The 23,586-nt window shown below is 62.4% G+C and carries 19 protein-coding genes; 12 read left to right on the top strand and 7 right to left on the bottom strand.

All coding sequences use genetic code 11. From position 1 onward, the window contains the following. Positions 1-22 precede the first annotated feature (22 nt). From ACOZ9V_RS17180 to ACOZ9V_RS17150, 7 genes are all read left to right on the top strand, one after another. Positions 23-637: a low molecular weight phosphatase family protein gene (locus ACOZ9V_RS17180; protein ID WP_139909264.1), complete on the top strand. Its 615-nt coding sequence runs from the start codon at positions 23-25 to the stop codon at positions 635-637. An 80-nt stretch (positions 638-717) separates the two neighbouring features. Next, the gene (locus ACOZ9V_RS17175) at positions 718-1,320 is read left to right on the top strand and encodes a sugar transferase (protein ID WP_434592047.1); all 603 of its coding nucleotides are present in this window, start codon (positions 718-720) and stop codon (positions 1,318-1,320) included. Beyond that, positions 1,307-2,668, top strand: coding sequence for a lipopolysaccharide biosynthesis protein (locus tag ACOZ9V_RS17170; protein WP_434592044.1), 1,362 nt, complete (start codon positions 1,307-1,309; stop codon positions 2,666-2,668). The genes ACOZ9V_RS17175 and ACOZ9V_RS17170 overlap by 14 nt, the downstream gene beginning before the upstream one ends. Before the next feature lie 4 nt (positions 2,669-2,672). After that, positions 2,673-3,851, top strand: coding sequence for a glycosyltransferase family 4 protein (locus ACOZ9V_RS17165; RefSeq protein WP_434592042.1), 1,179 nt, complete (start codon positions 2,673-2,675; stop codon positions 3,849-3,851). Positions 3,852-3,959: 108 nt separating this feature from the next. Next, positions 3,960-5,510: a polysaccharide biosynthesis tyrosine autokinase gene (locus ACOZ9V_RS17160; RefSeq protein ID WP_434592039.1), complete on the top strand. Its 1,551-nt coding sequence runs from the start codon at positions 3,960-3,962 to the stop codon at positions 5,508-5,510. Between the two features lie 195 nt (positions 5,511-5,705). Continuing rightward, entirely contained in the window at positions 5,706-7,229 is a 1,524-nt protein-coding gene (locus ACOZ9V_RS17155) for an O-antigen polymerase (protein ID WP_434592036.1), read from the top strand. 49 nt (positions 7,230-7,278) lie between these two features. Then, positions 7,279-8,316, top strand: coding sequence for an ATP-grasp domain-containing protein (locus ACOZ9V_RS17150; protein ID WP_434592033.1), 1,038 nt, complete (start codon positions 7,279-7,281; stop codon positions 8,314-8,316). A gap of 59 nt (positions 8,317-8,375) precedes the next feature. Here the strand turns inward: ACOZ9V_RS17150 and ACOZ9V_RS17145 are convergent, their stop codons facing one another. Further along, a complete protein-coding gene (locus tag ACOZ9V_RS17145; RefSeq protein WP_253903883.1) occupies positions 8,376-9,572 on the bottom strand; it encodes a hypothetical protein in 1,197 nt (398 codons plus the stop codon). 456 nt (positions 9,573-10,028) lie between these two features. Between ACOZ9V_RS17145 and ACOZ9V_RS17140 the strand changes: the two genes are divergently transcribed. Further along, positions 10,029-11,063: an ATP-grasp domain-containing protein gene (locus tag ACOZ9V_RS17140; RefSeq protein WP_434592030.1), complete on the top strand. Its 1,035-nt coding sequence runs from the start codon at positions 10,029-10,031 to the stop codon at positions 11,061-11,063. 48 nt (positions 11,064-11,111) lie between these two features. Here ACOZ9V_RS17140 and ACOZ9V_RS17135 read toward each other — a convergent pair whose 3' ends face one another. Next, entirely contained in the window at positions 11,112-12,317 is a 1,206-nt protein-coding gene (locus ACOZ9V_RS17135; protein ID WP_434592027.1) for a lipid II:glycine glycyltransferase FemX, read from the bottom strand. A gap of 267 nt (positions 12,318-12,584) precedes the next feature. Here ACOZ9V_RS17135 and ACOZ9V_RS17130 point away from each other — a divergent pair, with 267 nt between their 5' ends. Further along, a complete protein-coding gene (locus ACOZ9V_RS17130) occupies positions 12,585-14,876 on the top strand; it encodes a LuxR C-terminal-related transcriptional regulator (RefSeq protein WP_434592024.1) in 2,292 nt (763 codons plus the stop codon). On the opposite strand, the gene ACOZ9V_RS17125 is transcribed toward ACOZ9V_RS17130, so the two are convergent. Genes ACOZ9V_RS17125 through ACOZ9V_RS17115 form a run of 3 tightly spaced genes read right to left on the bottom strand, consistent with a single transcriptional unit; the run spans position 14,866 to position 18,178 of the window. Next, positions 14,866-16,602, bottom strand: a complete 1,737-nt coding sequence (locus ACOZ9V_RS17125) for an ABC transporter permease (protein WP_434592021.1) — start codon at positions 16,600-16,602, stop codon at positions 14,866-14,868. The two genes, ACOZ9V_RS17130 and ACOZ9V_RS17125, sit on opposite strands and share 11 nt — an antisense overlap. Beyond that, entirely contained in the window at positions 16,599-17,537 is a 939-nt protein-coding gene (locus ACOZ9V_RS17120; protein ID WP_181271460.1) for an ABC transporter ATP-binding protein, read from the bottom strand. Before ACOZ9V_RS17120 ends, ACOZ9V_RS17125 begins: the two co-directional genes overlap by 4 nt. Further along, entirely contained in the window at positions 17,534-18,178 is a 645-nt protein-coding gene (locus tag ACOZ9V_RS17115; protein WP_434592017.1) for a TetR/AcrR family transcriptional regulator, read from the bottom strand. Before ACOZ9V_RS17115 ends, ACOZ9V_RS17120 begins: the two co-directional genes overlap by 4 nt. Before the next feature lie 101 nt (positions 18,179-18,279). On the opposite strand from ACOZ9V_RS17115, the gene ACOZ9V_RS17110 reads away from it, so the two are divergent. Further along, positions 18,280-18,621: an ArsR/SmtB family transcription factor gene (locus ACOZ9V_RS17110; RefSeq protein WP_139469080.1), complete on the top strand. Its 342-nt coding sequence runs from the start codon at positions 18,280-18,282 to the stop codon at positions 18,619-18,621. A 31-nt stretch (positions 18,622-18,652) separates the two neighbouring features. Further along, positions 18,653-19,141 carry an SRPBCC family protein gene (locus ACOZ9V_RS17105; protein WP_172171885.1) on the top strand — a complete coding sequence of 163 codons (489 nt, stop codon included), beginning with the start codon at positions 18,653-18,655 and terminating at the stop codon, positions 19,139-19,141. A 36-nt stretch (positions 19,142-19,177) separates the two neighbouring features. Here the strand turns inward: ACOZ9V_RS17105 and ACOZ9V_RS17100 are convergent, their stop codons facing one another. Further along, positions 19,178-20,500, bottom strand: coding sequence for an MFS transporter (locus tag ACOZ9V_RS17100; RefSeq protein ID WP_434592013.1), 1,323 nt, complete (start codon positions 20,498-20,500; stop codon positions 19,178-19,180). Between the two features lie 218 nt (positions 20,501-20,718). Between ACOZ9V_RS17100 and fbaA the strand changes: the two genes are divergently transcribed. Continuing rightward, complete coding sequence (gene fbaA / locus ACOZ9V_RS17095) at positions 20,719-21,744, top strand: class II fructose-bisphosphate aldolase (RefSeq protein WP_434592011.1); 1,026 nt, start codon at positions 20,719-20,721, stop codon at positions 21,742-21,744. Positions 21,745-22,026: 282 nt separating this feature from the next. On the opposite strand, the gene ACOZ9V_RS17090 is transcribed toward fbaA, so the two are convergent. Continuing rightward, positions 22,027-23,565 carry an alanine/glycine:cation symporter family protein gene (locus tag ACOZ9V_RS17090; RefSeq protein WP_139469084.1) on the bottom strand — a complete coding sequence of 513 codons (1,539 nt, stop codon included), beginning with the start codon at positions 23,563-23,565 and terminating at the stop codon, positions 22,027-22,029. Positions 23,566-23,586: the final 21 nt, after the last annotated feature.

Genomic DNA, 23,586 nt, shown 5'->3' with positions numbered 1-23,586 from the left:
GCAGGCGGACGGTCAAGAACTGATGTCGGAAGAATTCAATGTCCTCACGGTGTGCACGGGCAATCTCTGCCGGTCGCCCCTGGCAGAGCTCGCGCTTGCGCAGCGATTTGCCGAGGTCTGCGAGATCCGCGTTCATTCAGCCGGCACTCGTGCGGCCTTGGGGCATCGGACGCCGGAAGAAGTGTGGGAGATCGCCGGGTTCATGGGGGTCATCGAGGGGCGGGCCGTACACGCTCGGCAAGTGGACGAAGATCTGCTCGGCGCTGCTGACCTCGTGCTTACGATGACACGCGATCAAAGGCGTGAGGTCGTCGAGCTCAACCCTCGCATCGTTCGCAGAACCTTCACCATCAGAGAGATTTCGAGTCTCGCCGCAGTCACCCGAGATGAGGACATTGTGACTGAAGGTGCAGTTCCGACAGCTGACCGCGCAACCCGCTTGCGTGCTGCAGTCGAAGCAGCCGGTCGGCGCCGGAGCAGGAGGCGGAACCTCACACTTCCGGCGCACGACGATGTCGTTGACCCCTACGGCTGCTCTCGGGACATCTATGCACTTTCGGCCCTCCAGCTCGCCCCCGCTGTCGAAGGGGTATCGGTTCTGTTTCAAAGAGCGCTGAACCTCGGCGAGGGGGAATGATGTTGAAAGGCAGACGACGGCCGGCGGCAATGAGTACGCGACGTGCGCACCCTTCGGACGGACGGATCTCTTATGACAATGTGAAACGCATTGCCGATATCTGTTTCAGCGTGATCGGACTCATCTTGGCGTGCCCTGTGATCGCCGGAGTGGCCCTGGTCGTCCTGGCCGTCCACGGTCGACCGGTGCTTTTCCGGCAGTCTCGGCCAGGGCTGGGTGGCAAGGTCTTCGACATTCTGAAGTTCCGAACCATGGTGGAGCCCGACGGAGAGCGTGTGACTGACGGACAGCGCCTGACGCGACTCGGCCGGTTCCTACGCGCTTCGAGCCTCGACGAACTCCCTTCGCTGTGGAATGTCGTATGCGGTGATATGAGCTTTGTCGGTCCGCGACCATTGATCGTCGAATATCTCGATCTCTATACGCCTGAGCAGGCTCGACGGCATGAGGTTCGTCCTGGAATCACCGGATTGGCACAGGTCAGGGGCCGCAACGACCTTGAGTGGGCAGACCGTTTCCGTCTCGACGTCGAATACGTCGACGGCAGGTGTCTGCGAATCGACTTCTCCATTCTTCTGCAGACGGTGCGAACAGTCGTCGGTCGGCGGGGAATCAGCAAACACGGACACGACACCATGCCTGTGTTCACTGGACGGGAGAACTCCAGTGATGTCAGCCAGTGACAGTCAGAAGGGCACGAAGATCGCCGCAGCAGTTTTGGTGGCAGCCCAGATCTTGGCGGCCGGTGGTGCAGTGGCAGTCAATCTGCTGGCCGCTGTCGTGTTGAGTCCGGCGGGGCGCGGAGACCTGGCTTTTGCACTGCAGTTGGCATACTTTCTTTCCGTGTTCGCGGTCATGGGGCTCGAACGGCCCTTCATTGCTTCGCGTTCTGGAGGATTCGGCACCGAATATCGTGTCTTTGCGCGCATGGTGACGCCCGGCACGCTCTGCGTTCTGCCCATCGCGTTCATCGCAGCAGCGCTGTCGCCGTTCAGCACCAGATGGATGTGGATGGGTGTGATCGCGATCGCCGCCTACGTTGCGCTCAATTCATTGGTGCATGCTCTGCGCGTCGCCTATGTGTGCAGCCGTGAGTGGAAATGGTTTGCCGTCAATGCGATCGTCACCCAGCTGATCATCGTCGTCGGAGCGGTATTGCTGGTGCTGATCGGTGTCAATGACCCGGTGGTATGGATGTGGGCCTATGCGGCCTCTGCGGTACCGACAGCGGTCCTCCTGTTCGTCGCACCCCGCCCCTCGAAGCACTTGGAACCCACCCGAACCGAGAAGCGAGGACTCCGCCGGCGGGGCTGGGTGCTGCTCCCATCCGAATTCAGCAATTCCGCCATGCTTCGATCCGATCGTCTGCTCCTGCCGATCTTGAGCAGTTCGGCCGCGCTGGGCCTGTACGTCACAGTAGCCACTGTTCTCGAGATGGCCACCTGGCCCGTGCAGCAGTGGGTTGATGCTTCATTGCGGAATTGGTCTCAGGGCTTCTCTTCCCATTCTTTCCCAGTGGTGCGAATAATCGCCCGAAGCGTTCTGCTGCTGGTGGCTTCTGCCGCGGTACTCGCAGCCGCAGCATACGCCATGATCGTCTTTGTTCTGCCGGACTCCTATGCGCCGGCGGCAGCCGCTATCATCCCATTGGCTGTATCCGCCGTCATCTTCGGAGTTACACGCGTCCAACAGGGCCTCCTCATCGCTGCGGACTCCCCGGGAACGGTGTCGGTCGTCGAAATCATCGGCACCGTGGCCTCGCTCATTGCATACATCACTCTGATTCCGCACTACGGAATGTTCGGCGCGGCCTACGGGTCGATCATCGCATATGCCGTCTGCGCCGCTGCCGGAGCCTTCACGCTCGCGCGGGTGATCAGGCGCAAAGCAAAGCAGTCGTATGCAGATGGGCCGAGCGCTGACGTTGCCGATGGTGGCGCGGACTTGTCAGACATCGCACCGTCGGCAGCAGAGCCTGCAGGATCTGACGTCGAGCTCATAGACCGATATCCGGACCGGACAAGGAAGTGAAGTCATGGACGTATTGATGATCGCCCATTACACAGCAACTGGATGGCTGCCGAACGATCGCTTCGACAGCTTGGCGAGCATTCTTGCTCGCCGCGGTGCAGAAGTCGAGCTGGTCACATCCTCGTTCCAGCACGCGTTCAAGACGCAACGTGACACTTCGGTGGAACGGAACCCGCTGTACTCGACCACCTATGTGCATGAACCGTCGTATCGGAGCAACGTCTCTGCCGGTCGTCTGCGCAGCCACCGGGCCCTCGGGAGGAACCTTGCTGAATACCTGCGGCGGAGGAAGGTCCCGGACATCATCTACTGTTCCATGCCTTCTCTCGAGGTGGCGCATGCCGCAGCCGAATTCGCGGAGAAGAACGATGTGAGATTCATCCTCGACGTGCAGGACCTATGGCCAGAGGCCTTTGAAATGGTCTTGCGACCACGCTGGGTGGTGCGCCAGGTTCTGATCCCCATCCGCAGGCGTGCCGAGGCGATCTACCGAGCTGCGGATGCAGTGGTGACCGTCTCCGAAACCTATTCAGAACGAGTGAGTTCGGCACGCAGGGACGGCTCGACTGTCTCCACCGTGTACCTCGGGTCGGATCTGACGAGATTCGACTCCTATCCGGTTCTGCGTCCTCCCCGAACAGGAATCGCGGAGCTCGCATATATCGGAACTCTGGGACACAGCTACGACCTGCCGTCGGTGTTCGGGGCTCTTCGCGAACTGAGAAGGAAAGGCATCCGCATGCGCCTGCACGTCATGGGTACGGGTCCCTTCGAAGATCGCTGGCGTGAGGAAGCAGGGGATCTGGATGAGGACGTGGTGTTCTACGGCAAGCTCGAATACCCGGAGATGGTTTCGCGTCTGCGCGGGTGCGATATCGCCATCAATCCCATTGTTGCGAACTCGGCGGCGAGCATCATCAACAAAGTCTGCGATTATGCAGCCGCAGGACTCCCTGTCGTCAACTCTCAGCAGTGCGCCGAGTACCAAGATCTCCTCACCGAGTATGGAGCGGGTATCAATTGCGAATCGACTCCGGCCGCATTCGCAGAGGCCCTCAAGAAGATGGCCGATGACCGTCGACTGGCAGAACGCGGCCGAGGATCCAGACGAATGGCCGAAGACCACTTCGACCGGTCAAAGACGTACGAACGCCTCGGAGGGGTGGTCCTCGATGCACATTGATCGTGGAGGCTCCCTGGGTGGTCATGTCCACCCACAGGGGCAATGCCGTGCACTTCTTTCTCACACCTCTCAGCCAACTGAACACTGCCGCGTAGGAAGTGAACGATCATGATTGTTCAGCACTATCTGACGATCCTCCGCGAACGGTGGGTCTACGCACTGTCGACCGCCTTCGTCGTGATAGCTGCGGTAGCCGGGATCACGGCGCTGCAGCCCCCTGTGTACGAGTCGTCCGCAAACGTCTTCGTCCGTACCGATCCCGGCAATTCGGTCACCGACCGTTCGGCCGCGGCTGATTACGCTCGGCAGCAGATCGACACCTATGCGGATCTCGTTACCACTCCTATCGTGCTTGATCCCGCCATCAGATCCCTCGACTTGGATGCCGACGCCGGACAGATCTCTGACAGGGTCTCAGCAGATGTCCCCGAAGACACTCTTCTCATCTCGATCACCGCAAGAGCAGACGGTTCCGAAGCGTCGGCGAAACTTGCGAATGCGGTGGCTGAAAGCCTGCAAGAGCAGGTCGCAGACCTCGAAACCACCAGCGGAAAGGCGACAGTCCAACTGACGGTCGTCACTCCGGCGACGGCGCCGAAAGCGCCGTCCTCGCCGAACCTCACACAGAACCTCGTGCTCGGATTGATCGCCGCGATACTCGCAGGGATGTTGTCCGCCGTGCTCAGAGATCGACTGGACAACAAAGTGCGCAAAGCAGATCACATTGAGCAGCTGACCGACGCCGCGGTGATCGGGACGGTCCCGCTGATCACTGCAGGAGAGAACCACGTCTTCGTTTCAGAGCACGGATCGCAGAACGTTCAGGCTGAACCGTACAGGGAGCTGCGATCGAATCTCCGCTTCCTTGAGCCGCGGGGCAGGAGCCGATCTCTGCTCGTGACTTCTTCCGTGAAAGGCGAAGGAAAATCGGTGACCTCCATCAACCTCGCTTCCGCCCTCGCCCGCGGCGGGGACCGCGTGCTTCTTGTCGATGCTGACCTACGCGATCCCTCTGTGCACCGGTATCTCGGAATAGAAGGGGGCGCAGGCCTGTCGACAGTGCTGATCGGGGATACCGAGTTGAAAGACGTCGTCCAACCTATGGAACTCGTCAACCTCGCCGTTCTTGCGAGCGGGCCGATACCCCCGAACCCGGCTGAACTGCTGGACAGCGAGCAGATGACAGTCTTCCTCGAAGAAGCCACCAAGCAGTACGACGCCGTTGTCCTGGACTCTGCGCCAGTGCTTGCTGCGACAGACGCAATAGCGATGGCTACTCGAGTGTCTGGAACCGTCTTCGTCGCTCGAAACGGGGTTGTGCGTCGAACGCAGATCACTCAGGCGCTGCGAAAGATCCAACTCGTGCGGGCGCGCCTTCTCGGACTCGTGCTCAATGGAGTACCCCGGACCACAGGCACAACATATTCGCAGAGTTATGGCAGCAGCTATGCCGAGCATTCAACTCGGAAAGATCCCGACACTTGGGCGCACCGCGCTGAGCCGGAGAAAATCTATTCGAAGCAGCTGGCGGTCCGGCAGGCGGAGGCTCCTCCAGATTCCGACCGTGAGGCCCCCCTCTCAGCCTCTGACAGCTCGCGTCGTCCGGATCTGGGTTGCAGATCTGTATTCCCCGGGACAAGGGTGACCAGCAATGATTGAGTTCTTGCACAGAGATCGAACTGATCGAAGTGGTGAATCGCCGAGGAGGTTCGAAGGGCCGCTTCTACGCGCGATCTGGAGTCCGGTCAGCTCCGCAGAAGGTGAATGATTGTGCCGTCATCTGTCCGCGCTCAGCAGAGCCCGTCCGGGGCCCGGACGGGTGCCCTCATGGACCCTGCTCATTCTCCGATCTTCGTGGCATCACTGACCGCAGTCTGTGCGCTGATCGTCGTCATTGCTCGCATATGCTTCTCCACGGACGTCGAAGCAGCCGCATTCTCGAGCGGGGTCATCGCCGCAATCTCCTTTGCCCACGGCATGACCCTTTTCGTGATCCTCGGACGTGATCGGATCACTATGCCGGGACTGTTCATGGCATCGAGTGCAGCAATCGTCGGAGTAAGCGGATTGCTCGTCATCCCGGATCCGTCTTTCATCGTCGGCTCCCATCCCGAGGTCTACCTCAATACGGCTTTGTTCGGCAGTACGCTGACTCAGATCGGGATCGGAATGCTCTGCCTGAGATCCGATTCAATAGGACGTCCTCATGAGGTGGTGCTGCCTATCCGCTGCGTGCGGTGGGCCCTCGGCGCCGGAGTCATCACGATCGCGGCCACAGTTCTTCTGGGAGATCGGCTGGGCGTGCTGGCGGACGGATTCGGGTCAGCGGCGATTCTGCTCATCTGCATTGCGATTCTGCTCAGCCCGCGCGGTCTGAAGAACCCCTGGAATACCGTGACCATCGCCGGTGCACTTCTGGTGTATCCGACCGCCATCATCTCGGGGACGGGCCGTTTGCGAGCCATTGCGCTCATCTTGGCCGCTGTCTACATCTTCTTCCTCAGGTACGGGCGTCAATGGCTGAAAGTGGTCGGAGTCTTCCTCGCCCCGATGATTCTTGCGGTGTTGGGTGTATGGCGCAGGGAATACGAAGCCTCGTTGAGCGGCGAGCACGGGAACGACACAGGCCTCTCGTCGATGTTCGTCGGCATCGGCAATTTCGGGTCTCTGATACATGACTTCGACCTCGGAGGTCTCCCGACTCTCGGAGCATCGCTTCTGTCACCATTGCGGGCAGCGCTGCCCGATGGCTTCGCGCCTGACTGGATACCCGACGCTATCGGCTACCAACTCGCTGCTCTGACAGATCCGCAGCTGTACGGAACCGGGTTCTCCACGGTGGCAACCGTCTATGGCGATCTCTGGTGGAATTTCGGAGCGCTGGGCTTGGTGATCGGGGTTCCGCTTCTCGCCGTGATGCTTGATCGCATCGACTCATGGACGCTCCGCATCTACCGACGTGCTGTCCAGGGGCCACGCGACCTTCTGCTCTTGGTGTTCTTCGCAGCCCTATTGGGCGGGGTCGGGGACATAGTCTGGTCCGGATTCCACACATGGATAGTGCGAATGTACGCACGAATTGCAGCACTCGTCGTCCTCTGGCTGCTCACCTTCTACCTTCCGCGCCGAATCATTCCGCAATTCGTCTCCTTCCAGCAGGGGGAGCCGGAGCGCCGTGCTGACAATGTAGACTCATCCGCCGACTCCCTCGACCACCGACGCCGGCGAACGGCCCAATACGTGAAGTTCTCAGCCGTCTCGGAACCGCAATGGTTCTCGACATCGGCCCGACCTCGGCTGCACAGGGCAATGCGCAAGTGCGTCGGCGCTTGCTGCTGTCTCCGTGCTCAGCCAGTGCTGTCTGTTCAGATACCGTGATCTGAGCGGTCGGTGTGAATGTCGAAACGCACTCGAAGGAGGATTCCGGATGAAGAATTCGAACGGGCTCACTGTTGTCATTGCCTCTGCCGCGCACCGGGCGCACTATGTGGAGTGGTTCAAGACGGCCTTGCGAACCGAGGGAATCCACGGCGAAGTCATCGCGTTCGAGTATCGAGACACGGCCCCGACCCTGTCCCTGGCAGACCGTGGCGTGGTGATGCCGGCATACAACTCTCCTGAGTACCGCGAAGAGGTATTGAACTGGGTTCGGAGAGAATCGCCTGACCTGTTTGTCTCAGTGAATGACTACGAGCTTCAGGTGCTGGCCGGTGGCTTGGCAGAAGAGCTGCGCAGGGGCGGCTGCACGGTCGCAGCACTCGACGCCGATGGGCAGAACATCGTCCTCGACAAACACCTGATGGCTGCGAGACTGCGTGACCGAGGACTTCCCACCCCTGCAACTTGGCTCGGCAGTGAGGCTGACATGGCGCAGGCGACGAACTCGGGCGGCAGCTTCATCGTCAAACACCGTTTCGGAAGCGGATCAGACGGGCTTCGCATTGCCACAGGTGAGACTCTGCAGGAAATGGTCATCGAATCGGCGAAGACGGCAAGAGACGCAGGCGGACGACCGACAACTCACGGCGAAGACGCCGTCATCGTCCAGACCCACTTACCCGGAACGGAGTTCGGCGTCGATGGAGTGTTTGCCCTCGATGGAACCGGCCGTCTGAATGGGGCACTTGCGCGACGCAAGGACAGGATGAGAGGCGGAGACACCGATGTCGCCACAACTGTCGCGGCGAAGGGCTTCACCCAGGCGCTGGCCGAACTTGGGGACCTCCTCAAACCGGTGGGTCCGATCGACGTCGACTTCAAAGAAGACACCGAAGGCTCTCCCCAGATCATCGATATCAATCCGCGGTTCGGTGGAGGGTACCCGTTCTGTCACCTTGCGGGAGCGAATGTTCCCGCCTATCTGGTCCGTGAGTTGGCGGGACTGGCCGATGCCCCATCACTGTTGGACTATGAAGTCGGGGTGACGACGGCGAGAAGAGACGAATTCTCCGTTCTCCGTCGATAGTGCCGGCCAACAGCCGGCATGAGCCGCCTCGGAGCGTCAGGATCCTGCTTCAGGTTCTGTCATGAACCAGCTGCGACCGAGGCAGGTACAGATGCCGTGGCATGGAGCCACGAATGTCCGCCCAGATAGTCGTCCACCGAGCCCCTCCGCCTCACCAATTTCAGAGAATCGTCGTCCCGGACGAAGACAGCTGGAGGGAATTCGATGAAGGAAGACTGGTAGGACATCGTGTAGGCACCGACTCGGTAGAAGACGATCCGGTCACCTTCCGACAGCTGCGGCGCGTCTCTCAGGACTGTCAGGCGATCGTCCTCCATACAGGTGAAGCCGCAGATCACCTGTTCGGGAATCGATTCCTCAGAAGCGGCATCGATTCGCACATCGAACTCCCTCTGTCTCCGAAAGAGGGGATCGATATTGGTGCGACTGGCATCAGTGACCACGTACCGGTGATCTCCGACGAATTTGACGTCGACTACTTGTGAATGAAATTCCACAGGCACTGCGATCAGCGAACCGCCCGGTTCGACGATCAATTGAGTTCGATCGATGTCGACCGCTCCCTCGAGTCCTCTGCGAATCGTCGACACATATTGGTCGAATGTCGGAGTTCCGACAGGGCTGCCGAAGAACCCGCCGCCGATATCGATCCATTCGAGATCGAGGTCGAACTCGGAGATGAGCTCGGCAGCGAGCTCTGCCGACGCCGTGTAGACTCCCAAACTCTGTGTGAGCGAATTCCGGTGCATATGGAGACCAGCCACCCTCACCCCCGCGGCCTTCAGCGTGGACATCGCTGCGCCGAGTTCACCGTTCTCCGCATTGAACCCGAAACGGCTGTGCTGTCCCGACGTCGTGCTCTCCCCGGGACATCTCTCTTCGAGGTTCCAATTGACACGCAATCCCACTGAAAGCGTCTGCTCGGGCTGCTCCTTGGCAAACTCGGCGGCCCACCTGACCTCTCGCTTTGAATCCAGGTTGACGACTGACCCGTGGGCGAGGGCTTGGCGCAAGCGCTGCCGACTCTTGACCGGGCCATTGAATACGATGCGATCCGGGCGATACCCCACGGACAGCGCAAGTTGGTACTCGGCATCCGATACCACCTCTGCCCAGACGCCTTGCGTATTCATGAAAGACAGAAGCCATGGCAGTGCATTCGTTTTGAAAGAATACGACAGCACTGAATTCGGCCATTGATTCAGAAGTGCTTGGCGAAATCTATCGATGAATTCTTCGAGGACTGATGAGTCCAAGACAAAAGCCGGCGTTTGGGGCTCGTGCTGCCGGGTCCCGTGCTGCGCCACTTCAATCACTCTCTTCTGTGCTTCATGTCGTGTATTCAAGCAGTCTACGGAGAGCAGTTGGGGTGCGGGGGCGGTCCGCTGTTTATTGCGGAGAACCGCATACTGAAATCGGGGCGTCCGATGATAGAAATAGAATCAAGTCAGCGCAGGCAGATCTGAATCTCAGTCTTCGCAGTAATCTCCTGCGTCCTGATGTTTGAATTCTGTAGTTCATGATTTCGGTCCGGGCGAAATCCAGCTATCCAGAATTCGCTTGATGTACCCGGTGAGCGTGCTGACTCGTGTGGTCTCATTCACGGTTGAAACGGAAGCTGGTTGCCAGTCGTGTCCAACCGAAGAAGCCGCCGACTGCACTCCCTGACGCCTTCCGGCCGGGGAGACTCAGACCAGACCGAGGAGGACGGTATGACAGCTAAGCCAGAGGCGATCATCATCAGCTCAGCCGGGAGGCGTCTGTACCTCATCGACTGGTTTCGCGAGGCTTTCGACGCACTTGGCGTCGAAGGGCGAGTGATCGTTGCCGAAAACGATCCGACAAGCTCCTCCGCTTCCTACGGCGACGTCAGCCGGAGTCTGCCGAAATACGATGATCCGGACTATGGTCCGGAGCTGATGCGCCTGGTTGTCGAATTCGACCCCAGGATCTTCGTTTCGGCGAACGACTACGAGCTCATGCATGTCCATGTGAATAGTGGACTTGCGAACTCTCTTCGGGACAGGGGCGTGCGTGTGCCGGGAGTATCGGCAGCATGGCAGGCCGGCTGCGCAGACAAGCTGCAGATGGCGAAGATGCTCGCCTCCATCGAGGTTCCGACGCCGGCGACCGTCAGCGGCGCGGACGACCAAGGAATCGATGAGCTGAGTGCCCAGACCGACGAGTTCGTCGTCAAGCACAGATTCGGCAGCGGGTCCTCGGGCCTGCGGGTGGTCTCAGCAGATCACGTCCGTCAGGCGGTGACAGAAGCCTCGCTTTCTGCCCCGTCGGCAGGTGGGCATTCGGGTACGCGGGATGATGTTGCAGTGCAGCCGAAGCTCCCGGGAACCGAATACGGTGTCGACATCATCGGGAGCCTCACAGACAGTGGAATGCTCAGCGGCGTGCTGGCGCGCCGCAAGGTTCGCATGAGGGCTGGAGAGACAGACAAAGCCGTGACCGTCGACCCCGCACCATTCACTCGAATCGCTGAGCGGATCGCCGAAGTGTCAGACCTGACAGGCCTCATCGACGTTGACGTGTTCGTCGATGACTTCGGTGGGGCTTCCGTGATCGACATCAACCCTCGATTCGGCGGTGGATATCCATTCGTCCACCTCGCCGGTGCAGATGTGCCTCTCTACTATCTTGCACAGGTCCTCGGGGTTGATATCGGTGAGAGCTGGAACCGATACGAATTGGACGTCGTCTCCGCGAAATATGAGGGCATCCGCATCACGGGTTGACGAAGAGGACCCAGACGTGAATTCGGTGAGGTTGAGATGACGTCGCCCTCAGCTGCCGACTTTCACGTTCCGGTGCGAATTTTCGCCGAGGCGGGTGGCGAAGTCACGCATCTTGTGCGTGACATCCGATCGGACCAGGTCCCGAAGCGCCAGCAGGGAAGAGAATGCGGTGTAGATCCGCGGTCGCAGCGGCAGATCCCAGACTCCGATGTATTCGTGCGCATCGGCTCCCATGCCGGCCTTGAAGTGAATCAGACCCGCAGTCGGAACATCGGGATCCAAGGTATCTTGGACCCCGCCGATATCGATGACTTCGACTCCGTCTGCGACGGCACGACAGATGATCTCCCAATAGAGGGCATTCGACGGCCTCACCTCGGGCCGGAGAGTGCTTGTTGCGGCAAAGATGCCCTGCACCCTTCGACCGAGCTGCGCTGTCGCCTCGGCGGCGAGAACCTCGCCATTGTGCCTGGCGACGTCAAACGTGATTCGACCGGGGAAGTCAACAGTCAATGTTGTCAGGACTGCCTCTATGTAGCTTCGAGGCTTTGCATTGAAACGGTTGCGGTCGGCTGTCTCCGCCAATATTCCGAGCACTTCATCGAGATCTGCCAGTTCGCCGGTCTGCGCTTGCACTCCCGCGCGGTCGGCCTTGCGGATATTCTTTCGCCACGTCTTCGACATCCGTGAAGAGACGGCCTGCTCTGAGCCGCCTTCCAGCGAGAGATGGAAATTGAATCTGGGCTGGGTGGCTTCGGCTTCCTTGTTGCCACGGACTTCCTTCCAGCCGAGTCGTGACAACTGTCGCACGATGTCACTTCCGACAGGATTGGTGTCGTCGGGGGCGAGATCGTCGAATCGTGCGACGCCGGGATCCGTGAGACCCTTCTTCACAGTGTCGGCATGCCAGCTTCGCAGCTTCATCGGCGGAGCAATTCTGACGGCGAAGATGTTCTTTGCGCGCAGATGAGAGGTCAGGGCGTGCAGCTGCTCAACCGCATCCGGGGCGGCCCAGTCGATCAGTGGCCCCTGCGGAATATATGCAAATCGGAGCCCAGTCCCAGGCAGATTCTTGTACTTGACGAGCGTCGCAGCGACCAGTGCTCCCGTATTGTCTCGGATACCCAGCAGCTCATAGTCCCAGATCTGGCCGCGTGCGTCTCCCCATTGCGGAGTCTGCTGATAGCTTGCGGTCTCGAAATTTTCGAGGAACCGGTGGTAATCGGCGCTTTCAAGGGTTTCAACCGTATGCATGGAATCAGGGTAGGGAGGTACGGAGGGGGCAACCGGAGATCACGATGCAGCTTTCGTGCATCCGCACTCCATTGGCGGATGACCGCATATCGCTCCCGTCGGTCGACAATCGCCGACGGATGACAGGCACATTGGGAGTCCGGACAGGTCAGCAAGCTGCGTGCCGGTCATCCGATTGTTGACAGCGGGACGTCTGAGAGGGGAGCTCACGTGTACGTCGATGAGCGTGACGCGGGTGCGATCCGCCGAGATGAAGGATGGGCGACCATGAGCTCGAATGCTGAAGGGAAAGCGCAAGATCCTCGCCGCAGTCTGGGAGACTTCATCATCGAACTCGAATCTTCAGGCGTGGGTCCGGTCGACACCGAGCTCTGCCACCTGCTGTGGAATGAATGCGCCGGTCGTGCTCTCTTCGCCGAGGCGGTCCTCCGTGCCGCAGCCACCGCCGGCGTCACAGTGGAGCCCGAGTCTGCTGCCTTCGCCGATTGGGTCGTCGAACTGTGTCCACGGCTGTCCCTGGAGCTGGGACCCGGTGACACGGCGGCAGCCTCGGTGCTCGCTCAACTCAGCGCTGTGTCAGAGCCGACCGCCGTGCGGGCGCTGACCGCGGTGGCTGATGACCTCCTCGGCGGAATCGGGGTCAACGACCCCGAAGGAGTGCTGATCCGACTCCACTCCAGCGGGATGCTCACTCGTGTTGAGGATTCGGTGCGGGGCTCACTGCTGCAGGTTCCTACCCTCATCGCGGCCAAGCTGCGATATGACCTCACCACCACACCCGATGCGGGGCCGGTGGTCGCCTCACTTCTCGAAGTGCTCATCGAACATATGGAATCGGCAGGCGCCGTTGAGCCCGAACTCCTCAGCGACGTGCTGCTCTTGGCCCGACACGGCGGCTGCTGGCCCCAGCTGCTGCGAGTGACCGAGGCAGTGGGCATACCGATGTTCCTGCTCACTCCGCGGACCGCCTGCACCGCGTTTCGTCTTCTGCCGCCCAAGACTCGTGCGAACTGGCCCGGACTCGAATTCTTCGGAACACTCGCCGAGGACATCGACGCTGATTCCGCTGCCGCCGATCCGGCACGCATCCGTGCCGCCGTGATCAGGCATACCGGGCCCGGACTGCTGAGGTCACGACTGCCGGCGATTCTCGGCGACTCGGCACCGGGAGAAGATGGGAGCGGAGAAATCCGGCCGGACGGATTGCCGGTGGATGTCATCGACACCGTTCGTCAACTGATCGGTCTCGCCGATTCCGGCCGGCACGGTGATGCCGCAGAATTGGGCATCCGTGCCGCGGCGAAGATGCCCAGTGTGCGTGGGCGTTCCGTCGTCCGACTCCTCACTGCGATCGCACTCCACCATGCAGCCGAGTCTCGCCGGGCACTGTCCCTGCTCCATGAGATCGAGGGGCCAGCTCGGGCCGGTCACATCGACGGCGACTTCCTGCTGCCGGCAATCATCGCGTGGACAGCTCTCATCTCGGCCGTCAGCGGCGACTGTGAACGAGCCGATATCCATCTCGCATTGGCAGCAGAGTCGTCCGAGCTCAGCCGAGCCTGTGATGGAACCGGCTCTGTCGCAGCTCGTTCAGCAACACGGCCGAGCGGCATCGTCGACGAGCTCGTCACTCCGCCGCTGCGTATCGCGGCGGCGCTGCGGGCTCTCGACCGTCTCGACGTGCAACGCGCTCGGACGGAATTCGACGCGTTGTCCGCTTACCCCGAGCTGCGAACATTGTGGGTCTATCTGCCTCTCATCGCTCGGACCTTGGCAGTGCTGTCCGCAAAGTCCGAATCCGGGTTGCTCTTCGTCAACGATGATGCCGAGCGGTATCGCGATTCCGGAGTTCTATCCGCTGCTGAGAAGGATCTGCTTGCGTTCGGACGCAGCATGGTCTTCATCGCGCTCGGCCAGCTGCGTTGGGCCGAGCTCGACCGAGAAAGGCTCTCGCCGGCGTGTGATGCGCGCATCGTCCTCGACGTCCGCTCAAAGCTCGTGGCCGGTCGCAACGCCGAGGCGATCGCGTGCGCCGATACCTGGTTCTATCACCGTTCGCTCAGCCCGCGCAGCCGCGCAGAACTCGCCGCCATCCGAGCAGCAGCCAAACTGCGTACGGGGGACCAGGCCGCAGCGCAGAGTGATTTCACGACGGCTGTGAGTCTCTCGACCTGGGTGAGCTCGCTGCTGCCGCTTGCACTGCTGCCGCTGACCGATCGCAGCCGACTCGTCGACCTCACAGCCGACTCGCCCGTATGGGCGGAAGCCGCGAACGAGTTCGCCGCGTCCTTCGCTTCACCGGAGCAGCTTATGGAGCGGCTGCGGCGCATCGGCTCGGTCTCCGTGGAGCTGGCAGAAGCGCCGCAGCTCAACGTCGGCGAAGCCCAACTCATCGACCTGCTGGCACGTGGCCTGTCCGTTGCCGAGATCGCCGGCGAACTGCAGCAGGTGCCAGGAACCGTGAAGAACCGTCTTTCGGCCCTCTACCGCAAATTCGGAGTTTCGAACCGGGCGGACGTCCTCAGCCGCGCCCGGTCCTTGGGGTACCTCACGCCGTGACGAGGTCCCGCCTTCGGAATCCGAGGATCCCAGCCCCGACGAGGACCGCAGCGATCCCTGCAAACCACAGCACCGCCTCGGCGGAGAGATCCTGGGCCGGATACTGGCCGATATGGGTGAACAAGGACAGATCGAGGACCGCGTCGTCGAGCTGCATCAGCCCGCCGAAGAGGGCGAGCACCGCCGAGGCGCCGAAGACGATCCAGCTCAGGCTCATCAGCCGCGGGGCGAGGCCGTAGAGCAGGTAGGCGAATCCGAGCAGCGCCCAGATCGACGGCGCCTGCGCGAGATGCCCGAGCAAGGTCGGCCACACCAGGGACCAATCGTCCATCGACATCGCGGCACCCACCCCTTCACCGAGGCCGGCCATGCCCATCAGCCAACCGGCCCCGACCAGAGTCACCATTGCCCAGGAAGCCAACCATCCGCTGCGGGAGACCGCGGTCGCGAGCACCGGTTCGGTGTGGAAAGAGGACTCCTCCGACCGCAGCCCACCAGCGGCGATGACCGCATACGCGGCGACGATGATGGCGAAGTACAGGGCCATGTATCCGAGGTAGCCGTCGACGATTCCGGACCGACCGCCCATGATCGACAGGATCTCCGGCGGCATCCCCGCCGCTCCTTCGTCCATGGGCCCGGTGAACGATCCGAACACCACACCCATGACCAGCATGCTCATCGACCACCAGATCAGGCTCGAGGCCTGCAGGCGCAGCGCCAGACCCAGCGGCGTCGACAGCAGCGGTCCCGCCTGCGACCGGCCCAGCCGTTCTGCGACGATTCCGGCACCCAGGTCACGACGAGACTGCAGCATCGCGGCCGCGACGACGAGGACCGTGAACAGACCAGCCGAGTACAGCAGCGGCCACCAGCGGTCGAGGGTGAACGGTGCCGTCTGCTGCGCCCACCCCAAGGGCGAGAGCCACGACAGCCAATCGAGGCCACCCCCGGACACGTGCGACATATCACCGATCCCGCGGAGGACGAAGCTGAGTGCGAGCACCGCTCCGGCCATCGACGAGGCGGCCCTGGCGAACGCGCTCAGCTGCACAGTGACCGCGGTGACGGCGGCGAAGACACAGCCCACCGCGCCGATTCCGACCGTGAACAGCACCGTCGCCGACCACGAATCCGGTTCGGCCTGAGAGAATCCGAACGCCGCAGCCATGCCCGCGCTGAGCAGGAGATTCATGAACACCGTGAGCGCAAGGGAGGCGATGAGCTGAGTGTGCCGACCGGTGACGCCGGCGCGAACGAGTTCGGCCCGCCCCGTCTGCTCCTCGGCGCGCGTGTGGCGGGAGATGGTGAGGATCGACATCAGAGCCGCCCCGATCATGAGGAACACCCCGTACATGCCGACGATGAACCGCGGGATCGTCACCTGGTCGAGCCCGTAACCTGGCCCCGTGATGAGCGCCATCACCGGATTCTTCGCGAACGCCGTCATCGCCTGCAGCGAATCCGAATCCATGACCACGGCGATCGCATTAGCGAAGTACGCGGTGAGCGCAGAGAGAGCAAGCACCCAGATCGGCAGCCACAGGCGGTCCCGCCGCAGCATGAATCTCAGCAGATTCCCCACCCCTGCCAGGTTTCCCTCGCCGAGGCGGCCACGCCGAACACGTTCATGTGCACCATGATGATGCCCGGTTCGCGGTGAGTTCCCGGGGCCTCCGTGGACAGTGCGATCCCCGTCGTCCGTGTATGCGGCCAGCAGATTCATGACTCCTCCTTGCCGTAGTGACGCAGCAGCAGCTGCTCGAGGGTCGGCGGGGTCGCGGTGAGCGATTCGACATCGTGTTCGCCGAGCGCCCGCATGATACGGGGCAGCTGCGCCGTATCGGCGCTGAAATGCAGTCGCGAACCTTCGCGGACGAGGTCGTGGACTCCGGTCATCTCGGACAGGGCGGGCACATCGTGTTCGAGCCCGACGGTGATCGTCGTCCGCGACAGGTGCCGCAGCTCGGACAGGGTCCCCGTCTCGACGATGCGACCCGAGCGGATGATCGACACCCGATCGGCCAGGGCTTCGACCTGGGCGAGGATGTGGCTGGAGAGCAGCACCGTGCGACCGGCGTCCTTCGCGGTCCGGATGCAGTCCTGGAACACCGCTTCCATAAGCGGGTCGAGTCCGGCCGTCGGCTCGTCGAGGAGCAGCAGTTCGACGTCCGAGGCCAGGGCGGAGATGAGCGCGACCTTCTGCCGGTTGCCTTTCGAATAGGTCCGGCCCTTCTTCCGCGGGTCGAGGTCGAAGCGTTCGATGAGCTCATCGCGACGACGTCTGTCCACCCCTCCGCGCAACCGGGCGAACAGGTCGATCGCCTCACCACCGGTCAGCCCCGGCCACAGCTCCACATCGCCGGGGACGTAGGCCAGGCGGCGGTGCAGGGGCACCGCCTTCGCCCAGGGATCCTCGCCGAGGAGGCGCACCGTGCCCGAGTTATGTCGCAGGATTCCGAGCAGGATCCGGATCGTCGTCGACTTGCCGGCGCCGTTGGGGCCGAGGAAGCCGTGGACCTCGCCGCGGGCGACCTCGAGGTCGAGGCTGTCCAGGGCGCGGACGCGTCCGTATGACTTCACGACCTCCCGCATCGAGATCGCCGCCGAGGCGGATGCGCGGCCGTCGTCGGTGCGGCGGGGACGGGTCAATGTGCTCATGGTTCCTCATCTCCTGGTTGAGAGTTGTCGGGGACTGACTCGAGGGCACCGTGCAGGTAGAGGTCGAGCAGATGCGGGGCGAGTCGGGTCATCATTGCGGTGGTGTCATCGGTGCCGAGGACCGAATGCAGGCGGTGCTCGAGCAGGGAGGGGGCCAGGGCCATGACCGCGATGGTCGCCGCCTGTCCACGAGAATCCTCGCTCTGTCGAAAGGTGTAGCCGGCGAATCCTTCGGTGATATAGGACTCGACGAGGTCGACGTAGTGGTCGAAGTAGCGCTGGCCATGCTCGCTGGGGTCGAGCAGGGACTTGACGAGGTAGTCCACAGCAGTGGACATCTCGGGGTCGTCGAACATCATCTGCACTGCCATGGTGGCGTAGCCGGCTTTCGCCGCCTTCGACTCAGCGATTCGCTCGAATACGTGTTCATCACACGCACTGCGCAACGCGTCCTTCGACCCGAAATGGTGGATGACCAGGCCGGGGGAGACCTCGGCGGCAGCGGCGATGCCGCGGACCGTCGTCTTCGTGAACCCGTGGCGGGCGAACTCGGCGACGGCGGCAGAGAGGATCTTCTCGGCAGTCTCCGGAGAGGTGTTGGGAGAGCGGCGCGAGTTGGAATCGGGGTTCGTTGAACGCATGTTTAATATTAAACGCGTGTTCAATGTCGAATGTCAACGGGTCGCGAGAATCTTTGCCTGCACCTATTTACATACAACCATTCGGTTGTATGATTGATCGCATGAAAGGACTTCTCGATGACGAGGCGGATGCGCTGTTCCAAGCATTGGCCGACCGCACCCGGCGCGATATCGTACGCCGAGTCGCAGGAGAAGGGCTTTCGGTGACCGATCTGGCCGCCGACTACGACATGAGCTTCGCCGCAGTGCAGAAGCACGTCGCGGTCCTCGAACGTGCAGGACTGGTGACGAAGCGACGAGTCGGAAAGCAGCAGATCGCTCACGCAGAGGTGGGTCCGCTTCGCACCATCAGGAGCATGCTCGCCGAACTCGAAGACCAGTGGGTCGACCGAGTGCAGAGAATCGACGACCTTCTGTCCGGGGACGAACAGGCCGGGTCGTGAGGCAAACCACCGCAATGCTTAAGGAGCAGCCATGCCGGTCATCGACACATTTCATGACGAAGAGACACTGACGCTGACGATCGTCGCCGAGTTCGCGGCGCCGCGCGAACGGGTGTGGGAAGTTTATGCCGATCCCCGCCAGCTCGAGCAGATTTGGGGTCCGCCGACGTATCCGGCCACGGTCGTCGACCATTCGCTCGAGCCCGGCGGCAGAGTCACATACTTTATGACGAGCCCGGAGGGCGAGAAGTTCTGCGGACTGTGGGAACTGACCGCCGTCGACCGTCCCGCGCGCCTGGAGTTCCGCGACTACTTCGCCGATGAGGACTTCAGCGTCGTCGAATCGATGCCGGGAAGCAGCTGCATCTACCGCTTCGAAGCGACCGAGACCGGGACTCGTGCCACCTACGAATCGGTCTTCGACTCGGCTGAGGGACTGCGCACCGTGTTGGAGATGGGTGTCATCGAAGGCTCGACCGGAGCGATCAACCAGATCGACGATCTGCTCGCCCGGCAGTGAGCCGGTGCGGCCGGCGCCCGGCCTCTCCGCAATGCTTCAGCTTTCCTCGCGGGCCTGCATGGAGTGGGCCGGGGCGTCGGGTCGGACGGGAATGATAAGCGCCAGGCCGACCGCCAGAACAATGAGGATGCCCAGCGTCCCGGCCCGCTGGAAGCCGAAGACCGTGATCGCCAAGGCGAACATCGCCGGGCCCAGGAAGCTCACGGCCCTTCCGGTCGTGGCATAGAGGCCGAAGTTCTCCCCGGCCGACTCCGGCGGAGTGATGCGGGCCAGGAACGACCGACTCGACGCCTGAACCGGACCGACGCAGAAGCTCAAGATCAGGGCACAGACCCAGAACACGGCCGCCTCGGCGCTGAAGAGGATCGGCAGTCCGCCGAGGATGATGACGATGAGACCGGCGATGATGACGGGTTTCGGTCCGAGTCGATCGTCGAACCACCCGGCGATCATCGCCCCGGCGCCGGCGGCGACGTTCGCGGCCACGCCGAGGATGATGATCTCCGAAGCGGAGAACCCGTAGCTGCCGGCGGCGAGGACGCCCGCGAAGGAGAAGATCGCGGCCAGGCCGTCCCGGAAGACCGCCGAGGCGATGAAGAACCGCAGCGTCTGATGCTCGGTCGACCACATCCGGATCAGACGTCGTACGAGTGCTGCGTAGTCGGCAATGAATGCCCTGATCGGGTGCCCGCCCGAAGTGCCCTTGACCTTCGCCCCCGGTGCCGAGAACAGAGCGGGGATCGCGAAGATCGCAAACCACACGGCGGACAGGACCGCGACGATGCGGAACCGGAGTCCCTCCTCGTCGCTGGCGCCGAGGAAGCCGACCTCGGGTTGGATGACGAGGACGAGGAGGATGACGAGAAGGACCAGCCCTCCGACGTAGCCCATTCCCCAGCCGAATCCGGAGACCTTGCCGACGTTGTCGGGGGTGGTGATGCGGACCATGATGCCGTTGTAGGACACCTCGGCGAATTCGAAGAAGACGCTGCCGACGGCCAAGAGCAGAAGACCCAGCCACAGATAGTCGGGGGAGTCGCGGACGAAGAACAGTCCGAACATCGTGAGCACGACGATCGCGGTGTGCACGCCCAGCCACAGGCGATGCCGACCCCCGGCGTCGGCCCGGGTGCCGGCGGCCGGGGCGACGACGGCGATGACGAAACCGGCCGCGGCCATCGACCAGCCCAATGCCGAGGATCCGGCCTCCTCGGTGGCGGCGACGGACTTCGTCAGATACGGGGCGAAGACGAAGGTGATGATCACGGCGTTGAAGGACGCCGAGCCCCAGTCCCACAGAGCCCAGTTGAAGATGCGCAGGCGATTGCCCGAACCGGGCCGAGTCAGCGTCGAGGCCATGAGGCCACTGTACTGAATGCAGCGTCCGAAGCGAGGTCTGAGCTAGGGTCGGGCCTCCTCGGCAGCAGGATCCGAAATTGCGTTCCCGGATTCGTCCACGATCGGTGCCAGGAGAGAGCATCCTCGGTGAGGCCGCCGTTGGGACCTCCTGCCATGGGCGGGGCGGAACGAGTAGGCTGGTGGCAGCAGAAACGGCCGACCCCGACCAAGGAGCATGTATGCCCATCGCCAGCCCCGAAGTGTATGCCGAGATGATCGACCGCGCGAAGACCCAGGGCTTCGCCTACCCCGCGATCAACTGCACCTCCTCGCAGACGATCAACGCCGCCATCCGCGGGTTCGCCGAGGCCGGATCCGACGGCATCGTGCAGATCTCCACGGGCGGTGCCGAATACATGTCCGGCCCGACGGTCAAGGACCGCGTGCGGGGCGCCATCGCGTTCTCCGTCTTCGCCGCCGAAGTGGCCAAGAGCTACGACGTCAACATCGCGCTGCACACCGACCACGCCCCGAAGGACGCCGTCGAAGCCTGGGTCAAGCCCCTGCTGGCCGCGTCGACCGAGCGCGTGAAGAACGGCGGCGATCCCTATTTCCAGTCGCATATGTGGGACGGTTCCGCCGTTCCGCTCGACGAGAACCTCACTCTCGCCGAGGAACTGCTCGAGCTCTCGACGGCAGCGCACTCGATCCTCGAGATCGAGGTCGGCGTCGTCGGCGGCGAAGAGGACGGCGTCGAGAACGAGATCAACGACAAGCTCTACACCACCGTCGAGGACGGGCTGGCCACCGCACGAGCGCTGGGTACCGGCGAGAAGGGCCGCTACCTCACGGCTCTGACCTTCGGAAACGTCCACGGCGTGTACAAGCCCGGCAATGTGAAGCTGCGTCCCGAACTCCTCGGTGAGATCCAGGAGAAGGTCGGGGCCGAGGTCGGCAAGAAGGCTCCCTTCGACCTCGTCTTCCACGGGGGTTCGGGCTCGAGTGCTGAAGAGATCGCCGAGGCGGTCCGCCACGGAGTCGTGAAGATGAACATCGACACGGATACCCAGTACGCCTTCACCCGCCCCGTCGTCGAGCACATGTTCCGCAACTACGACGGAGTGCTCAAGATCGACGGCGAGGTCGGCGACAAGAAGCTCTACGACCCGCGCTCCTACGGCAAGGCCGCAGAGAAGGGCATGGCCGAGCGCATCGTCGAAGCCTGCCAGAACCTCGGCTCGGCAGGCACCAGCCTGAACAAGTGAGGCTCAGCCGGCTGGGCCAGCACGGTCGGCTTAGCCAGCTTAGCCAGCTCGGCTGGTGAGCCGGAGGGCAGCAGAGTCTGCCCCGCGAACCGACAGCGGCCGTCGCCCGATTCAGGGCGGCGGCCGCTGCTCTGTGCGTCGCTGTGAATGGCACGAGGCCCGGGACGCCATTGTCCCGGACCTCGCAATCTGTCCCTCGCATCGGCGGACGAGTAGTCTGCCGAATGGCCTTCCTGCCGATCGGCGGCCTGCCGGGTGGCAGGCAGCCGACCGCGTGGGGCATCAGCCTTCCGGCACCGCCTCGCCGGCCTTGAGGCGAGCCACGCGCTGATCCCAGAAGTCGGCGTTGCGCACGCCAATCTTCTCGGGCTCGAACACCGGATCCAGGCCGAGCTTGGTCTGGCGTTCGAAGTCACGCAGGAGCTTGAACGCCGGCTGCTGGAGGATGAGGATCGCGATCACATTCAGCCAGGCCATGAGGCCCACTCCGATGTCGCCGAGCGCCCAGGCGCTGCCCGAAGTCGACATCGCGCCCACGGCCACCGCGATGACGATGACTACCTGCAGCACACGAGTGCCGATCGTCAGGGCCAATGTGCTCTTGGCCTTGCCGAGCAGGTAGACGAGGTTCGTCTCCGCCATGTAGTAGTAGGCGACGATCGTCGTCAGGGCGAAGAGGAAGATCGAGATCGCGATGAAGCCCGCACCGAAGCCGGAGATCATCGTGTCGAGTCCGGCCTGAGGCCACTTCTCACCGGGTGTTGCAGCGATGGCTTCGGCCATCTGACCGCGTCCTGTGCCGATGATGGTCTCGCCGTCGGCATCGAAGACCTTGTACATACCGGTGGAGAGGATCATGAAAGCAGTCGCTGAGCACACGAAGAGGGTGTCGATGTAGATCGAACCGGCCTGCACGAGCCCCTGCTTCGACGGGTGCGAGACCTCGGCGGCAGCGGCAGCGTGCGGGCCGGTGCCCTGTCCGGCCTCGTTCGAGTAGATCCCGCGCTGGACGCCCCACTGAACAGCCATGCCGAGAATGCCGCCGAAGGCCGCGTCCGGTCCTGCGTCGACGCCGAATGCGGAGGTGAAGACGAGCTGGAAGACGGGGATGATCTGGTCGGCGTTGACGAGTGTGACAGCGATCGCCGCAATGATGTAGATGACGGCCATGAAGGGCACCGCGAGTGAGGCGAAGTGGGCGATGCGCTTAACTCCGCCGATGACGATGAAGCCCATGATGACCGCGAGGATGACCGCGGTGATCCATGTCGGAGTTCCCCACGCGTTCTCGACCGCACCGGAGATCGCGTTCGACTGGATGCCCGGGAGCATGAAGCTCATCGCGAGGACCGTGACAGCGGCGAAGACGAGACCGTAGACCTTGAACAGCCCTTTGGCCTTTGTGTGCCGGTAGGCCTTCTCGATGTAGAAAGCCGGTCCGCCGCGGTATTCGCCGCTCTTGGGATCCTGTTCCTTGAAGACCTGGCCGAGAGTCGACTCGACATAAGACGTTGAGGCTCCGAGCAGCGCGGAGATCCACATCCACACCACCGCGCCAGGTCCGCCGAAGCCGATGGCGGTGGCGACACCGGCGATGTTGCCCACGCCGACGCGACCGGCCAACGACATCGCGAGAGCTTGGAAGGAGGAGACGCCCTCGTTCGAGCTCTTCCCGCGGAACATCTGCGTGAAGATCGCTTTGATCTGTCGGATCTGGACGGCTCGGGAGCGGATCGTGAAGTACACGCCGGCACCGAGGCAGAGGTACACGAGGGCGGAGGACCAGATGATTCCGTTGAGCCAATCAAGGACTGCGGACACGCTTTTCCAATCAGAGGGGGG

The organism is Brevibacterium sp. 1718, assembly GCF_051131255.1.
Classification (GTDB): Bacteria; Actinomycetota; Actinomycetes; order Actinomycetales; family Brevibacteriaceae; genus Brevibacterium; species Brevibacterium sediminis.
The sequence above is the reverse complement of the archived record's forward strand: the minus strand, read 5'-3'. Positions and strand labels throughout refer to the sequence as shown.

Bases quoted from the DNA above. Each gene is read 5' to 3' on its own strand.
- ACOZ9V_RS17150 (WP_434592033.1), top strand. From the start codon at position 7,279: ATGAAGAATTCGAACGGGCTCACTGTTGTCATTGCCTCTGCCGCGCAC.
- ACOZ9V_RS17160 (WP_434592039.1), top strand. From the start codon at position 3,960: ATGATTGTTCAGCACTATCTGACGATCCTCCGCGAACGGTGGGTCTAC.
- fbaA (WP_434592011.1), top strand. From the start codon at position 20,719: ATGCCCATCGCCAGCCCCGAAGTGTATGCCGAGATGATCGACCGCGCG.
- ACOZ9V_RS17125 (WP_434592021.1), bottom strand. From the start codon at position 16,602: ATGAATCTGCTGGCCGCATACACGGACGACGGGGATCGCACTGTCCAC.
- ACOZ9V_RS17180 (WP_139909264.1), top strand. From the start codon at position 23: ATGTCGGAAGAATTCAATGTCCTCACGGTGTGCACGGGCAATCTCTGC.
- ACOZ9V_RS17170 (WP_434592044.1), top strand. From the start codon at position 1,307: ATGTCAGCCAGTGACAGTCAGAAGGGCACGAAGATCGCCGCAGCAGTT.
- ACOZ9V_RS17100 (WP_434592013.1), bottom strand. From the start codon at position 20,500: ATGGCCTCGACGCTGACTCGGCCCGGTTCGGGCAATCGCCTGCGCATC.
- ACOZ9V_RS17135 (WP_434592027.1), bottom strand. From the start codon at position 12,317: ATGCATACGGTTGAAACCCTTGAAAGCGCCGATTACCACCGGTTCCTC.
- ACOZ9V_RS17165 (WP_434592042.1), top strand. From the start codon at position 2,673: ATGGACGTATTGATGATCGCCCATTACACAGCAACTGGATGGCTGCCG.
- ACOZ9V_RS17120 (WP_181271460.1), bottom strand. From the start codon at position 17,537: ATGAGCACATTGACCCGTCCCCGCCGCACCGACGACGGCCGCGCATCC.
- ACOZ9V_RS17130 (WP_434592024.1), top strand. From the start codon at position 12,585: ATGAGCTCGAATGCTGAAGGGAAAGCGCAAGATCCTCGCCGCAGTCTG.
- ACOZ9V_RS17105 (WP_172171885.1), top strand. From the start codon at position 18,653: ATGCCGGTCATCGACACATTTCATGACGAAGAGACACTGACGCTGACG.
- ACOZ9V_RS17110 (WP_139469080.1), top strand. From the start codon at position 18,280: ATGAAAGGACTTCTCGATGACGAGGCGGATGCGCTGTTCCAAGCATTG.
- ACOZ9V_RS17115 (WP_434592017.1), bottom strand. From the start codon at position 18,178: ATGCGTTCAACGAACCCCGATTCCAACTCGCGCCGCTCTCCCAACACC.
- ACOZ9V_RS17140 (WP_434592030.1), top strand. From the start codon at position 10,029: ATGACAGCTAAGCCAGAGGCGATCATCATCAGCTCAGCCGGGAGGCGT.